This window comes from Kitasatospora sp. NPDC057198 (assembly GCF_042670125.1).
Lineage (GTDB): Bacteria > Actinomycetota > Actinomycetes > Streptomycetales > Streptomycetaceae > Kitasatospora.
Genome location: NZ_JBHUWH010000042.1, coordinates 15,253 through 29,459, shown reverse-complemented (window position 1 = coordinate 29,459; position 14,207 = coordinate 15,253). Strand labels below are relative to the sequence as shown.

Annotated in this window: 15 protein-coding genes; all 15 read right to left on the bottom strand. The window is 72.2% G+C overall.

Features of this window, described 5'->3' with window-relative positions; all coding sequences use genetic code 11:
* Positions 1 to 125: 125 nt before the first annotated feature.
* The 15 genes from ACFUEL_RS07750 to ACFUEL_RS07680 all read right to left on the bottom strand — a co-directional run bounded on the left by ACFUEL_RS07750 (position 126) and on the right by ACFUEL_RS07680 (position 14,169).
* Positions 126 to 377, bottom strand: a complete 252-nt coding sequence (locus tag ACFUEL_RS07750) for a phosphopantetheine-binding protein (RefSeq protein ID WP_380235154.1) — start codon at positions 375 to 377, stop codon at positions 126 to 128.
* Entirely contained in the window at positions 370 to 1,236 is an 867-nt protein-coding gene (locus ACFUEL_RS07745) for an alpha/beta fold hydrolase (protein ID WP_380235153.1), read from the bottom strand. The genes ACFUEL_RS07750 and ACFUEL_RS07745 overlap by 8 nt, the downstream gene beginning before the upstream one ends.
* 6 nt (positions 1,237 to 1,242) lie before the next feature.
* Positions 1,243 to 2,226, bottom strand: coding sequence for an NAD(P)H-dependent flavin oxidoreductase (locus ACFUEL_RS07740; RefSeq protein ID WP_380235152.1), 984 nt, complete (start codon positions 2,224 to 2,226; stop codon positions 1,243 to 1,245).
* Positions 2,226 to 3,053 (bottom strand): hypothetical protein, encoded by an 828-nt coding sequence (locus ACFUEL_RS07735; protein WP_380235151.1) that lies wholly within the window; start codon positions 3,051 to 3,053, stop codon positions 2,226 to 2,228. Before ACFUEL_RS07735 ends, ACFUEL_RS07740 begins: the two co-directional genes overlap by 1 nt.
* Complete coding sequence (locus ACFUEL_RS07730; protein WP_380235150.1) at positions 3,050 to 3,298, bottom strand: acyl carrier protein; 249 nt, start codon at positions 3,296 to 3,298, stop codon at positions 3,050 to 3,052. The genes ACFUEL_RS07735 and ACFUEL_RS07730 overlap by 4 nt, the downstream gene beginning before the upstream one ends.
* Positions 3,295 to 4,173 (bottom strand): diiron oxygenase, encoded by an 879-nt coding sequence (locus tag ACFUEL_RS07725; RefSeq protein WP_380235149.1) that lies wholly within the window; start codon positions 4,171 to 4,173, stop codon positions 3,295 to 3,297. The genes ACFUEL_RS07730 and ACFUEL_RS07725 overlap by 4 nt, the downstream gene beginning before the upstream one ends.
* Positions 4,174 to 4,214: 41 nt before the next feature.
* Positions 4,215 to 5,084, bottom strand: a complete 870-nt coding sequence (locus ACFUEL_RS07720; RefSeq protein ID WP_380235148.1) for a hypothetical protein — start codon at positions 5,082 to 5,084, stop codon at positions 4,215 to 4,217.
* Positions 5,085 to 5,378: 294 nt separating this feature from the next.
* Positions 5,379 to 6,359: a 3-oxoacyl-ACP synthase III family protein gene (locus ACFUEL_RS07715; protein ID WP_380235147.1), complete on the bottom strand. Its 981-nt coding sequence runs from the start codon at positions 6,357 to 6,359 to the stop codon at positions 5,379 to 5,381.
* A 119-nt stretch (positions 6,360 to 6,478) separates the two neighbouring features.
* Positions 6,479 to 7,654, bottom strand: coding sequence for a hydroxymethylglutaryl-CoA synthase (locus ACFUEL_RS07710; protein ID WP_380235146.1), 1,176 nt, complete (start codon positions 7,652 to 7,654; stop codon positions 6,479 to 6,481).
* A 2-nt stretch (positions 7,655 to 7,656) separates the two neighbouring features.
* A complete protein-coding gene (locus ACFUEL_RS07705) occupies positions 7,657 to 8,685 on the bottom strand; it encodes a hydroxymethylglutaryl-CoA reductase (RefSeq protein ID WP_380235145.1) in 1,029 nt (342 codons plus the stop codon).
* A 29-nt stretch (positions 8,686 to 8,714) separates the two neighbouring features.
* The gene (fni, locus tag ACFUEL_RS07700; RefSeq protein WP_380235144.1) at positions 8,715 to 9,803 is read right to left on the bottom strand and encodes a type 2 isopentenyl-diphosphate Delta-isomerase; all 1,089 of its coding nucleotides are present in this window, start codon (positions 9,801 to 9,803) and stop codon (positions 8,715 to 8,717) included.
* Positions 9,803 to 10,945: a phosphomevalonate kinase gene (locus tag ACFUEL_RS07695; protein WP_380235143.1), complete on the bottom strand. Its 1,143-nt coding sequence runs from the start codon at positions 10,943 to 10,945 to the stop codon at positions 9,803 to 9,805. The genes fni and ACFUEL_RS07695 overlap by 1 nt, the downstream gene beginning before the upstream one ends.
* Positions 10,942 to 11,994 carry a diphosphomevalonate decarboxylase gene (gene mvaD / locus ACFUEL_RS07690; RefSeq protein WP_380235142.1) on the bottom strand — a complete coding sequence of 351 codons (1,053 nt, stop codon included), beginning with the start codon at positions 11,992 to 11,994 and terminating at the stop codon, positions 10,942 to 10,944. The genes ACFUEL_RS07695 and mvaD overlap by 4 nt, the downstream gene beginning before the upstream one ends.
* Positions 11,987 to 12,970: a mevalonate kinase gene (mvk, locus tag ACFUEL_RS07685; RefSeq protein WP_380235141.1), complete on the bottom strand. Its 984-nt coding sequence runs from the start codon at positions 12,968 to 12,970 to the stop codon at positions 11,987 to 11,989. Before mvk ends, mvaD begins: the two co-directional genes overlap by 8 nt.
* A 116-nt stretch (positions 12,971 to 13,086) precedes the next feature.
* On the bottom strand, positions 13,087 to 14,169 hold the full coding sequence (locus ACFUEL_RS07680) for a polyprenyl synthetase family protein (protein ID WP_380235140.1): 1,083 nt from the start codon (positions 14,167 to 14,169) through the stop codon (positions 13,087 to 13,089).
* Positions 14,170 to 14,207 lie beyond the last annotated feature (38 nt).

The window sequence follows — 14,207 nt, the reverse complement described above, 5'->3', positions numbered from 1 at the left end:
CCACCGGACCCGCACGCCCGCCGCCGCGGCGGCGGCGGGCAGCTCCGGCCCCGCCGCCCCGTACACCCCGAGCGCCCTGGACGCCCCAAGCGACCCGGACGCCCCGGACGCCCCGGACGTCCCGGTCAACGCAACGACACGACGTGGTCGGCCAGCGACTCGATCGAGCGGAGCGACTCGGGCCGGACGTCCTCGTCCCACTCGAAGCCGAACGCGTCCTCCATCGCCACCAGCAGACTGACCAGCGCGGTGGAGGACAGGCCCGCCTGGCGGAGGGACACGGTGTCCGGCACGCTGCCGGCGAAGTGGTCGCTGCCGAACAGGTCGACGAGCAGCCCCCGGATGCGCTGCCGAACCTCGAGCACCCCGTCAGACACGCGATTCCACGTCCTTGACGAATTCGAGGACGATCGACTGGAAGGTCTCCGCGTCGTCGAAGAAGGGCTGGTGCCCGGCCTTCGGAATGATCCGGCAGGTGCCGTTCTGGAACTGGTCGGCCAGCTCCTGGGCGCCCGTCGGGCTCAGCAGCATGTCGTCGTCGCCCACGACGACCAGCGTGGGCGCGGCGATGCGCGGCGGCAGGTCGGGGCTGTGCGTGTCGTTCGCGGCGCTCCTGAAGCTCCGGGCCAGCTCCTCCGGGTCGGAGACCGCCATGAACGCCTCCCGCAGCCCCAGGAAGCCCGGGGTGCCGAGCGCCTCGTTCATCTCGGTGCTGAACATCTCGGGGTAGAGGTGGTCGAACACGGCCGCGAGACCGCTGCTCTCCAGCGTCCGCAGCCAGTTCCGCTGCAACTGCTTCTGGCGGCGCATGCCCCGGGGGCCGTAGACCGGGCCCGCCAGCACCAGGCCCTTGACCCGGTCCGGGTGCCACAGCGCCATGTCCCGGGCGAAGACCGTGGTGGTGGACGAGCCGATCAGGTAGGTCGACTCGATCTCCAGCGCGTCGAGCAGCGCGATCAGATCGGCCGCGTGGTCCTCCCAGGTCGGCTCCTCCGCGACCCGCGAGGAGGCCCCGTGATTGGCCAGGTCGTAGACCAGGACGCGGTGGTGCTGGGCCAGTTCCTCGGTGAAACCGCGCCAGATCGGCGCGGTCGCGACGAGGTTGGGGAGCGGTGTGATGACGGTGCCCTCGCCGCGGGACTCGCAGTAGAGCTCCACGCCCTCCCTGGTGCGGATGCGCGGCGCGTCGTCACGGTACGACAGGTCCAGCCGGGACATGTTCTCGACGATTGACATGAATCTCTATCCTGTTCCTGTTTCGAAGATCTCGACACCCCGGAGGATGCGAGCGAATTCGGCGACGATCTCGGCCGCCGGCCGCATTCCGGAGACGGCACCGCAGGAAAGCCCGCAGTACATCGCCATCTCCTCGATCCGGCCGCTGGTCGCCTCCGTCGGCGCCGCGGCGCTGAACCGCGGTATCAGGTACGGCTGCCCCTCGACCACCGTCCGGCCGATGAACTTCCTGGGCTGCTCCGCGTTGCGGGTGGCGGACGTCTCCAGCACGCGGTGCCGCCGGCCCGGCCAGCCGATCTCGTAGACGTCGGAGATCACCGTGTCGGTCTCGTCGGCGGTGCTCACCGCTCCCTTGAAGTAGGAGTGGGCCCGCGACTCGTGCGCGACGACGAAGGCGGTGCCGAGCATGATGCCGTCGGCGCCCGCGGACAGGGCCCTGGCCGCCTCCGCCGGTGACCCGATGCCGCCCGAGGCGACGATGCAGGTCTCCGGCAGCTCCTCGCGCAACGCGGTGACCAGGGCGTCCCGGCCCGCCTCGCCCAGGAGGTGGCCGCCCGCCTCGGTGCCCTGCGCCACCACCACGGAGCCGTGTCCGGCGGCCCGCACCCCGTCCCGCACCGTCCCGACCTGGACGACGGTCCGCCGTCCCGCCGCGTCGACCCGGTCGAGCACGGCGCCGTCCGGCATGCCGAAGAAGGACAGGTAGACGTGCCGGGGCGTCTCGTCGAGCACCTGCGCGACCTGCCGGTCCAGTTCCTGCGGCCCGACCACCTCCGGGATGAGGTTCACGCCGACGGGCCGGTCGGTCCCCGCGACCAGCCGGGCGAGCGCGGCCGACAGCCCGTCACCGACCAGCTTGTAGCCGCCCACGCAGCCCGCCGCACCGGCGTTGGACACCGCGCACGCCAGTTCCGGCCCCGCGACGCCTCCCATGCCCGACTGGAGCAGGCTCACTTCGGTGCCGAGCACCCCGGCCAACGTGTTCCGCATCAGCCCAGACGCTCCACCGCGGACGCGGCGGCCCCGGCGCTGCCGAACCGCTCCGTCAGCGCGTGCACCCAGCGCTCCAGCCCGAAGGCGAGGCAGCTGGTGTGCGCCAGGTCCTCGCCGGCCCGGATCGAGCACCGTTCGCCGAAGAAGTTCCGGTGGTAGTTCACCGAGCCGATCGCCAGCCCGCCGACGACGAACTCCTCCTTCACCGGGAACAGGCGCTGCATCTTGGCCTTGCCGCCGTTCTTGTCGAAGAACGGGTCGGTGGCGACCTCCAGCCGGACGTCCAGCCCGAGTTCGGCGCACAGGGCCGTCACGGCCTCCTTGGCGCGGAGCAGGTGCTGCTTGGCCCCGTCCTCCGGTCCGATGAAGACGATCTCCCGCATGGAGAAGCCGAGGAGCCGCTGCAGACCGTCGTAGTGGTCCTCGTTGCGGAAGCAGGTTCCGAGCGTGGTCCGCAGCACCCCCTCCGGGGGCAGCCCGGCGCCGGCCAGGTCGAGGTAGACCGCGTAGCAGGCGGCCGACGGCAGCGCGAAGCCGGTCGGCTCCATCACCTCGGCCGGGATCCGGTCCAGCGGCCGGTCCGTTTCGGCCAGCAGGGCCCCCAGGCGCTTCGGATCCAGCCGGGTGGCCGCCAGCCCCAGGTGGGGGAAGTTGTCGAAGTAGTCGAAGGCGTCGAGGTCCCCGCTCCCGATCAGGAACGGGAACCGGAACTCCGGGGCCTCCCAGGTGCGGGCCAGCCGCAGGAACGCCGCGTCGGTCGCCCGCAGCAACCGCAGCTGGTCGGCGTCCAGTACTTTCAGGCCGTTGTCGGTCCTCGTGGTCATTGGGCTGCCTTCTGCTTGAAGAAACGGGCTTCGATCGCGTCGAGGCTGCGGAAGTCGTCCAGGTCCAGGTCCTCCGGATCGATCGCCTCGCCGGTCAGCTCCTCCAGCAGGAAGATGAAGTCGACGAAGGCCAGGGAGTTGATGGCCCGGCTGTCGATCAGATCCGTCCCGGGGGCCAGCTGACCGATCGCCGGGTTGCGCTCCAGGATGAAGGACCGGACCTCCTGCATCGGGTCGGTCGTCATGCGATCAGTTCCTTTCCGGCGCCCGCCCTGCTCAGGAACTTCCTGGTCCGCTTCAGGATCTGGTCGTGCGCCAGCAGCCGGGCCGGGTGCTCCAGCGCGCGCCGCCGCAGCGCCAGCCCGTCCGGGATGCCCGCGTCCCGGTAGGCGGCGGGGTTGTAGAGGGTGCCGATGCTGTACTGGAGGTAGCCCTCCAGGTACGCGGCGACCATCGGCACCTCCGCCGGGTCGCGCCCGGCCACCTGGCCCAGCAGGTCGGTGAAGATCATCCGGCCGAACGCGACGTGCCTGCTCTCGTCCTGGTGGTGCACGCGGTTGATCTCGCGGGCGATGTGCGGCAGGGCCTCGTCGGTCGCCATGTGAGCGTTGAAGTAGTCGACGATCTCCTCGAAGATCAGGATCCGCGCGAAGATGATCGCCTCCCGGGCCACCGGCGAGAGGTGGGCCACGGAATCGACCTGCAGCGTCGGCTGCGCCGGGTACAGCTTGCCGCCGTACCGCAGGCAGAACCGGGCGAAGAACCACATGTGCTCGTTCTCTTCGCCGATGAAGTGGTGCAGGAACTCCGAGACGTCCGCGTAGGCCCGCTCGTGGATGCGCATCACCACTTCGCTCATCAGCTCGCGGATTCCGTGGATGTTGAGGCTGAAGAAGTTGATCGCCTCGTACCTGGTCAGCGCCAATTGCTGCTCGCGGGTGAGCTCGTCCCACATCGGCGTGCCCGCCAGCGTGGTCAGACCCTCGCTCATCCACGGCCTGTCGGGCTCGATCTCCTCGGGCCAGTCGAAAATCGTGTAAGGGTTGTAGTAACTGGATTCGGCCATCTGCTCGAGCCGGTCCAGGTCGAGCGATATCGGCTTGATATCTCGTGCGACCATGGTTCCTCATCTTCCCCGTGGAATGGCGCGGGATTCCGTTTTCAACGCACCGTCTGAATGTCCGCACGGACCTGGATCGGCAGCTGCGAACCGCAGTCGTGGTAACCGAAGGGCGCGTTCCCGGACGCCGTGGACGGAATAACCTTGTTGTAGATCGACCCGAGGCACAGTTCCTGGAACTGCTCGGTGTCCGGCGAGAGCCGGGCGGCCAGCTGGGCCTTGGCGATGTCGACGGTCTTGACCGCGCCGTCGTCGTCCTCGACCTCGACGGACGCGTGCGGCAGGTCGAGGGCCCCGCCGAGCACGCCGCAGAACCACCCCCGCTTCGCCTCGGCCCGGTACCCGGCCGCGCGGAAGCTCTCGGCCAGGTGCAGGCTCGCCGCGATGCAGCTCGTGGCACCCATGGCGTGCACCTGGTCCGGGTGCGCCTGCATGGGCACCGGGACCATCTGCCAGCGGTAGCCCGCGCCCAGGTACTCGCCGGTCAGCCGGCGCAGCACGGGCGAGACCACCGGGGTCCGGACGCCGGTCGTCGTCACCGTCGCCGCGTACTGGGCCGACCCCCGGCTCGCCGACGGCGCCGTCACCCCGGCGACGCTCCCGCCGAACCGGGCGACGCTCGGCTCCTCCAGCCGCCAGGGGGCCTCCTCCGGGCAGTCGACGCACTCCAGCGCGACCCGGAAGTCCCACGCCTTGGCGCGCAGGAGGTCGTCCACCGGGCGCCGGGCGAACCGGAAGAGCAGGCGGAAGGTCAGCTCCGGCTGCGTCACCCCGCTGTTCGAGTACATGCCGAGGTTGTACAGGTCGTTGGCGTCGAAGAAACGCACTCCGGACCGCTGCTCGAACGGGAGCCCCGCGTCCACGAGCCGGTCGATCTCCTCCGGCTCGCAGCGCAGCATTTCCCGGGCCACGGATTCCGGTTGGTCCCTGCTGGAATACTCGGCGGGTACGAACTCGATGGAGTTCGCCACCTTCTCCCAGGCAACGCCCTCCGTTGCGGCTTTACGCGACACAGTAAATCTCCCGGACAGAACGACCACGCCGACGGAGCGGCGCCCGTCATCATTACGCGAGGTCACGGTGAATCTGCGGACATCCCGACAGTAACCGCCGGGCGATCCCGCGCGACAGGTCGGTTCTCCACGACCCCCCGTGGATTTCACATGGGAGATCATGAACCGCGCCGACCCGCCGGCCGAATTCCCTCACCACTCGACCAGCGCGAATCCCACCGACATGCCGCCGCCGAAGCCGGCCAGGAGGACCAGGTCGCCGGGGGCGAGGGCCCCGGCGCGGGCGGCCGCGTCCAGGGTGATCGGGATGGAGGCGGACCCCGTGTTGCCGTAGTGCGTCAGCGTGCGGTGCATGGTCGCCCGGGGCAGTTCCAGGTCGGCGAAGAGGCTGTCCAGCATGACGCCGTTGGCCTGGTGCGGCACGAAGTGGTCGATGTCGTCGGGCACCACGCCGCACTCGTGCAGGAACGCCTTGACCAGCTGCGGCAGGTTGTCACCGACGAAGCTCCGCACGCCCCGCCCGTCCATCGCGAAGTACTGGAGCCCCGCCTCGAGGGCCGTCCGGTCCACGGGCGTGCGGCTGCCGCCGGCGGGCACCTCGATGAGGCCCGACAGCTCGCCGAACGAGTGCAGCGCCAGGTGCCGGACGCGCGGGCCGCGCTCCGCCGACGCCGCCAGGACCACCGCACCGGCGCCGTCCCCGAAGAGGATCACGGTCCTGCGGTCGGACCGGTCCAGGATCCGGGAGTACAGGTCCGCACCGATGACCAGGGCGTGGCCGCCGCTGCGGGCGAGGACGCCCTCGGCCGCGGAGAGCGCGAACACCATGCCGGAGCAGACCGCGTTGACGTCGAACGCGGCCGCGCCGCTCGCGCCGAGCCGCTGCTGGACGTAGGCGGCGGTGGGCGGTTGCGGCCGGTCGGGGGTGGACGTGGCCACCACGATCACGGACAGTTCCTTGGCGGTGATGCCGGCCGACCGCAGCGCGGCGCGCCCCGCCGCGGCGGCCAGGTCCGAGGTGGCCTGGTCGTCGGCGGCCCACCGCCGTTCCCGGATGCCGGACTTGCCGGCGATCCACGGGCCGTCGACCCCCGCCGCCACGGCGACCTCGTCGTTGGGCACGACCCGCTCCGGCACGTAGGCACCCGTGCCGAGGATCCTGACGTCGCTCATGCGACTGCCCTCCCCTCAAGTGGTGTGGAGAACTGCGTGTGAAGGACCGGCGCACGGCCGCGGCGGCCGCGGCGGGCGCGCGCGGGGCAGCCCCCGCACGCCGCGGGACCAAAGGTGCGCTAGCGCGCCCGGTAGATGCGCTTGTGGCCGCTGAGGCCAGCCAGGCGGAAGGGGCCGGTGGTCTGCTCCGGGGTGGAGTACTCCCCCCCGTCGGTCGGGAAGGACCGCTCGTGCAGCTCGCGGTAGCGGGCGTGGTCGACCGGCTTGCGCCGGGCTATCGCCTCCAGGTTCTCCGCGGTCCGCAGGTGTTCGCGGTAGCCGGGGGCGACGGTGCCGGCGAAGAACTCGGCGACGCTGCCGGAGCCGTAGCTGAGGAAGGCGACGGGCCGGTCGGTCAGGTCGTCCGCCTGGTCGAGCAGCGCGGCGAGGGCGAGGTACACCGAGGCGGTGTAGCTGTTGCCGACGGTGGTGTTGTAGGCCACGGTCCGCCCGACGGCCCGCTCGATGGCCGCCTTGTCGGTTTCCCGGCCCGCGTGGTTGAGCAGGTGGTGGTGCGCCTTGTAGGCCATCTTCGTGAACGGCTGGTGGTAGCAGAACGCGGCGAACTCGTCGAGCGCGCGGCCGCCCTGCTCGCCGTAGTCCTTCCAACTGCTCGCGACCGCCTGCAGGTACGCCTGGACGGATTCCTGCCCGTCGACCAGGGCGGTGGTGAGGTAGTTCGGCCGCCAGAAGTCCATGACGTCGGCGGTGAACAGCCCCGAGGGGTTCTCGATGCGGACCAGGGCGGGGTCGGCGCTGATCAGCATCGCCACCGCGGCGGCGCCCTGGGTCGCCTCGCCGGGGCTGTCCAGTTCGTACTTGGAGACGTCGCTCGCGATCACCAGGACCTGCTGGTCGGGGCTGCGCCGTACGAGTCCGACGGCGAACTGCAGGGCGGCCGTGGCCCCGTAGCACGCCTGCTTCAGTTCGACGACGCGGCAGGCCGACGGCAGGCCGAGCAGCGAGTGCACGTACACGCCCGCGGACTTCGCCTGGTCTATCGAGGACTCCGTCGCGAAGACCACCGTGCGGATCCGCTCGGACCCGTGCCGGGCGATGATCGGGGCGGCGGCGGCGGCGCCCAGCGTCACGATGTCCTCGTCCGCGGCGGGCACGCTCATCGACCGCTGGCCGATGCCGATGTGGTACTTGCCGATCTCGGTGCCGTTGTACCCGGCGAGCGCCTCGTGCGACAGGACGTACTCGGTCGTCGCGAACGACAGGTCGTGGATTCCGTGGAAAGCGTCGTGGGACATGTTCAGACACCGACCTTTGCCGTCTTGTTGTCGCGCTCCAGTTCGACGTGCGCACGCATGAGTTCGCCCGGGTTGGTCTGCGCCGCGAGCAGCGAGAGCTCGCCGCAGAGGACCGTCGCCGCCGCGATGACGGCGAGCCGGCGCGCGTTCTCGCCGGGGGCGCGGTCCGCGCGGCAGCCGAGGCGGGTCAGGTTCGTCTCCACGAACTCCAGGCCCTTGCCGTTGCCCACGGTGCCGACGATCAGGTTGGGCAGGTTGCAGGAGAAGTAGAGGTCGCCGTCGCGGTCCTCGGCCAGGGTGACGCCCTGGGAGCCCTCGACGATGTTGGCCGCGTCCTGGCCGGTGGCCAGGTAGAACCCGAGCAGCATGTTGGCGTAGTGGGCGTTGGCCGAGCGGATGCCGCCGGCCAGCAGGGTGCCGAGCAGGTTCTTGCGGATGTTCAGCTCGACGACCTTGGCGGCGGTGGTGTGCAGGACGCGCTCCACCACGGCGCGCGGGACGAGCAGTTCGGTGACCACGTTCTTCCCGCGGCCGAGGATGCCGTTGATCGCGGTCGCCTTCTTGTCCGTGCAGTAGTTCCCGGAGATCGATCCGTAGGCGATCCCCGGAACGGTCTGCAGCAGGTGCGTCAGGAGGGTGTCGGAGGCGAGCGTGGCCATGTTGTGGCCGGAGGCGTCACCGGTGCTGAACTCGAACCGGACGAACAGCAGGTTGCCCGCGATCTCGTGCCGGACCTGGAGGAGCTCGGCGAACCGGCTGCAGGTGCGGACCACGGCGCGCAGCTCCTCGATCCGCGACTCGATGGTGCGGGCGGCGGCGTACGCGGTCCGGGCGTCGGTCGCCTCGACGAGCACCGAGCGGGTCATCCGCTCGTCGACGAGGGTGGCGGCGATGCCCTGCTCGGTGAGCATCGACACCTTCGCGCCGCGGCCCACCGAGGGCCACAGCGGCGTCTCGTAGGTGGCGAGGGGGACGTGGGTCTCGGTGGTGGCGACGTTCCCGGAGATCCGAAGGGGTCCGACCCACTTCATGGGGACCCTGGCAATGGCGTGCGTGTCGGTCATCGTGCTCCCGTCGAATCGTGGAGGGTGTCGGCCGGGCGGGAACGCCGGGCGAGTCGGCCCGTGTCGATGCCCCGGTCGGCGCAGAAGGTGCGGAGGGTGCCGTGGATCAGCAGGTCCTTGTCGGCGAGCTCGGCGGGGGTTCGCGCGCCGAGCATGGTCTGCAGGGCCGCGAGCTGGTCCAGCCAGGTCGTGATCTGCGCGACCAGCGCCTCGACGCCGCCGTCGAGCAGGGTGCGCAGGAACACCCCGGAGACCCCGACCCCGGAGGCGCCCAGGGCCAGGGCGCGGGCGGCGTCGAGGGGGTGGCGGACGCCGCCGGAGGCGAGCACGGGGAGTCCGACGCCCTGCGCGTCCAGGAGACAGGCCGCGGTGGACTGGCCCCAGTCGTGGAGGAAGGCGTAGTCGCCGAGCGGGCGCCGGCCGTTCTCGATCCGGGCGAAGTCGGTGCCGCCCCGGCCGCCGAGGTCCGCCACCCGGACACCGAGCTGTCGGAGCGTCAGGACGGTCTCGCGGCTCAGACCGTTGCCGACCTCCTTGACGATCACGGGCAGGTCGACGGCCGCCGTGATCTTCTCGATCTGCGAGAGCCAGGCCCCGAAGGACCGGTCGCCCTCCGGCATGGCCGTCTCCTGCGCCGTGTTGACGTGGATCTGGAGGGCGTCGGCCTCCAGCAGGTCGATGGCGCGCCGCGTGTCGGCGACCGACGCCGTCGCGTTCACGTTGGCCATGACGAACCCGTGCGGGTTCTCCCGGCGCAGGACGCTGAAGGTGTCGGCGCACGCCGGGTCCCTCAGGTAGGCGTGCACGGAGCCCGACGCGACGGCCACCCCGGTCTCGCGGGCGGCCGTCGCCAGACCCCGGTTGATGACGCCGGTCCTGGCGGTGCCGCCGGTCATCGCGTTGATGTAGAGCGGTGCCTCCCAGGAGATCCCGGCGAAGGCCGTGCCCAGGGACACCTGCGGCCGGTCGATGCCGGCCAGGGCGTGGTGGACGAAGGACACCTCGTCGAACTGGTTGGTCCCGCTGCGGGTGTCCTGCTGCTCGACGGCGAGCCGGACGTGGTCGTCCTTGCGCTGAGCGCTCATCACTCGATTCCTTCCGGGGCGGTCCGGACGGGCAGGGGCAGCACCCCGGCCGCGGCCCACCGCTGCCGTACCTGGGAGATGTCGTGCCGGGCCCCGGCGTCGAACAGGGCGATGCCGCAGTCGCCGCCGCCCGCGCCGGAGGGCTTGGCCGCGCCGCCGGCGGTCTCGGCAACCGTGCACAGCGCGGTCAGCCCGGGGGTGAAGATGCCGAGCCCGGCTTCGGCGTCGAGGCGGGCCAACTCCTGCCTGGCCCGGCGGATCTGACGCAGCAGGCCCTGGTCGTCCCCGGCCTCGAGGGCGGTGATCGAGGCGCGGACGAGGTCGGTGGAGGTCTCCACGAACGCCCGGTGCGCGGCGGTGCCGCGCCAGGTCCGGTGCGGTGGGCCGGACATGAGCGAGCCGGTCGAGACCGGGCTGCCGGTCCAGCCGACTTCGAGGCTCAGGCCGCGCGGGGCCGGGAGCCTCCGGACCGCGAGGCCCGGCCAGGGGGCGCGGAGCCCCTCCTCGATGCCGTGGCGGCGGACGAGGTCGAGCACGGCGGCCCGGTCGGGTGCCTGGTACGCGATCCAGCCGCCCCAGGTACTGGCGGCGAGGTCGCCTCCGGAGCCCCTGGGGTCGATCCCGGCCGAGGAGATCAGGGCCAGGCGGTAGCGGGCGTCGAGCGGGAGCTCCAGCCCGCACAGGGAGGTGAGGGCGTCGATCGTGGCCACGGTCACCGCGCCGCTCGACCCCAGGCCGTACTTGCGGCCGTGGTCGTGCAGCCGGCTGCTGACCGAGATGTCCAACCCGGGTACGGGCAGGCCGCGTTCGGCCAGCAGCCGTCCCACGGTCTCGACCGCCGCCACCACGTGGGCCAGGGCGCCGCGCGCGCCCTCCCCGCCGCCGTCCCCGGCCCCGCCGCGCGCGCCCTCCTCCGGGCCGGGCGCGCGGAGCCGGCCGTCGCGCCACCGCCAGTGCACCGCTCCGGGAACGAGGTCGGAGGAGACCACGACGCCGGCGGTGCCGGCGTGGGCCGCCGTGACGGTGACCCCCCGGTCCACGGCCACCAGGACGGCCGGGGTGCCGGGTTCCACCACCGCGTACTCGCCCGCGACGAACAGCTTGCCGGGCGCGCTGCGGACGACCGTCCGCCCGGGGGTCATCGTCCGCCCTCGTCCAGCAGGCGGGCGCCCCGGCCCGGCCCGGCGATGTGCACGGTGCCGCCCGCGGCGGCGGTGCGCACGGCCTCGGCGACCCGGTCGGCGTCCGCGCGGTGGCAGAGCACCTTGACGTTCGGTCCGGCGTCCATGGTCGCGTAGGCGGACGTGCCGTCGCGCCGCAGCTGCAGCACGCTGTCGAGGACGGTGAGCGAGGCGGGCGAGAGGTAGCGCACCGCGGGGCGCGCGCTCAGCATGGTCGCGTGCATGCCGAGGAAGTTGCGTTCGGCGATCTCGCCCACCGCGTCGAGGTCGGCGCGCAGGAGCGCCGCCCTCATCCCGGTCAGGTCGTCCCGGCTCGACGCGGCCCAGGGCTCGAACAGCGGCGAGGTCTCGACGGTGCGGCGCATGGCCGCGCGGCTGGACACCTCCTTGGGACCGGCGTCGACCACCGCGATGACCAGCGCGGGGTCGAGGTCGCCCACCGCCACCGGCTCCGCGTAGGAGCTGAGGTCGGCCTCCGCGGGCGGTGCCGTCCAGGTGCCGGCGTTCCAGACCGCGAAGCCGCCGAAGACCGACCGCGAGGCCGAGCCGGAGCCGCGGCGGGCCAGCCGGGAGAGGCTGGCGGGGTCGAGGTCCAGTCCGTACGCGGCGGCGGCCGCGACGGCGAGCGCGGCGAACCCTCCGGCGGAGGACGCCAGGCCCGCCCCGGTGGGCACGGTGTTGCGGGTGTCGACGACGGCCCGGTGGGCGAGTCCGGCCCGGTGGCGCACCAGGTCGAGGAACCCGGTGATGCGCCGCCGCTCCCCGTCCCCCGCGGGTGCGCCGTTGAAGGTCACCTCGTCGTCCGCGGCCCCGGCGTCGAGGCGGACGCGGGTGGTCGTGGGGAAGATGTCCAGGGTCATCGACAGGCTGCTGGTCCACGGGAGGAAGAGGTGCTCGTCCCGCTTCCCCCAGTACTTGATCAGCGCGATGTTCGGCTGGGCGACGGCCGTGGCGCCGTTCGCGCCCGGCCGCTCCCGCGGGCGGAGCAGGGTGCTCTGCTGCTCAGACATGCGTGACGAGCCTCCTCAGGGGGACGATCCACGTCTGTACGGCCCCGGCCCCGTGCAGCCGCCGGGTGACCTCCCTCGCCTGCTCGGGCCGGGTCAGTGCGAGGACGCAGCCGCCCAGTCCGCCGCCGGTGATCTTGGCGCCGAGGCTGCCCGCGGCGAGCGCGGCACCCACCATCGCCTCGATCCGGTCGGTGCTCAGTCCGGCCCCGCGGAGCAGCCCGTGGTACTCCGTCAGCAGGGAGCCGAGCTCCTCCGGCCGGCCGGCGGCGAGGGTGCCCACGGCTTCGCCGACCAGTTCCGAGGCCCGGTCCACGAACGCCTCCTGCGTTCCGGCGCGGAGCCGGAACCCCTCCCGCAGCTTGTCGACCGCTTCCCTGGTGCTGCCGGCGGCGCCGCTGTCCGCGATGACGAACAGCGCGTCGCAGCCGACCCGCAGCGGGCGGGCCGCACCCGCCTGGAACAGCAGCGGGGCGCTCGCGCCGACGGTGGCGGCGTCGACGCCGCTGGCCCTGCCGTGCGTCACGTTCTCGGCGGTCTGCACCAGGTCGAAGACCGTCCGCTCCGGGAGCCCGCGGCCGCAGAGGTCGGCCAGGGCGAGGACGACGGCACGGGCGCAGGCCGCGCTGGAGCCGAGTCCCCTGCCGATCGGGACGGAACCGTCGATGATCACGTCGAGGTGCCGCCCGTCGTCGACGCCCATGGCCGCCCTGAAGTCGGTGACCATCCGGCACAGCCCCTCGGACGCCTGCGTTCCGACCTCCTTCCAGGCGGATCCGGTCGTCGTGAAGGACACCCCGCCGGGTTCTCCCCCGCGGGTGGAGAACCCGGCGCTGGCGGTGATCGACAGGTGCGGAACGGGCAGGGCGAGCGCCGGGGCCCCGTAGACGACCGCGTGCTCCCCCAGCAGGATTGACTTGGCGTGGGCGCGGCCGGTGCCGACCGAGCGGGCGCGGCGGCTTTCCGTCGTCCCCGGCACCGGGGCCGGTGGCGGGGGCGCACTCGGCTCCCCGTGTCGAAATTCCATTGAGATCGCGTCATCCAGGTTTCTAGGAGGGGATGGAACGGGCCCTTCGACCGTCCGTCACGCCGGGCTCAGGCGGCCCTGAGGGTCGTGGTGGTGATGAAGGTGTCCAGGGTCTTCCTGACCTCCTCCGGGAACGGGGCCTCGTCCAGGACCCGCCGGGCCCGCTGCACCCGCTCGGTGATCATCTGCTCCACCTCGTCGACGGCGCCCGTGGCCCGGAGGACGCCGCGGACCGTCTCGGCCCCCGCCTCGTCCAGCTCCGGGTCCCCGACCAGGGACCTCAGCAGCCGCGCCTGCTCCTCGTCGGCGGTGTGGAGGGCGTGTGCCATCAGGGCCGTCGCCTTGCCCTCCCGCAGGTCGTCCAGGGTGGACTTGCCGGTCTTGGACGAGTCGCCGAAGACGCCGAGCAGGTCGTCGCGCAGCTGGAACGCCTCCCCGAGCGGAAGGGCGTAGGCGGTGCAGACGTCCAGCAGGGACTGGTCCGCCCCGGCGAGGGCCGCGCCGATGTGCAGCGGCCGCTCCACGGTGTACTTGGCCGTCTTGTAGCGGATCACGGCCAGCGACCGTTCGACGTCCGCGTCGGGCTGCCCGGTGGCCAGCAGGTCCCGGTACTGACCGATCATCACCTCGGTGCGCATGGCGTCCAACAGCGGCCGCACGGCGGCCAGTTGCCGGTGGTCGAGACCGCTGGAGTGCAGCAGCTCGTCGGACCACACCATGACCAGGTCGCCGAGCAGGATGGCGCTGTTGACGCCGAACCGCTCGGCGCTCGTGTCGTCCTCGCCCGTCTCCAGCGCGCGGTGGAGGGTCGGACGGCCGCGCCGGGTGTCGGAGGCGTCCATCACGTCGTCGTGGATGAGGGTGAAGGCGTGGAAGAGTTCCAGCGAGGCCGCCGCGCCGATGACGGGCTCCGGGTCGCCGTGCCCGCCCGCCGCGTGCCAGCCCACCATGCACAGGAGCGGTCGTACGCGCTTCCCGCCGGCGGTCAGGAAGCCGCGCAGGTGCTCGATGAGCGAGACCAGGTGGACGTCCGCGTCCCCGCCGCACCTGGCGTCGAGGAAGGCGTTCAGTCGCTCGTCGATCAGGCCGCGCAGGTGGACCGAGTCCAGGGCGTCGGCGCCCGGCTCGCGAAGACCGGTGGTGGGGCTCATGTGTCTCTTGCTCCTGTTCGTCAAGACCGGACGGGCGC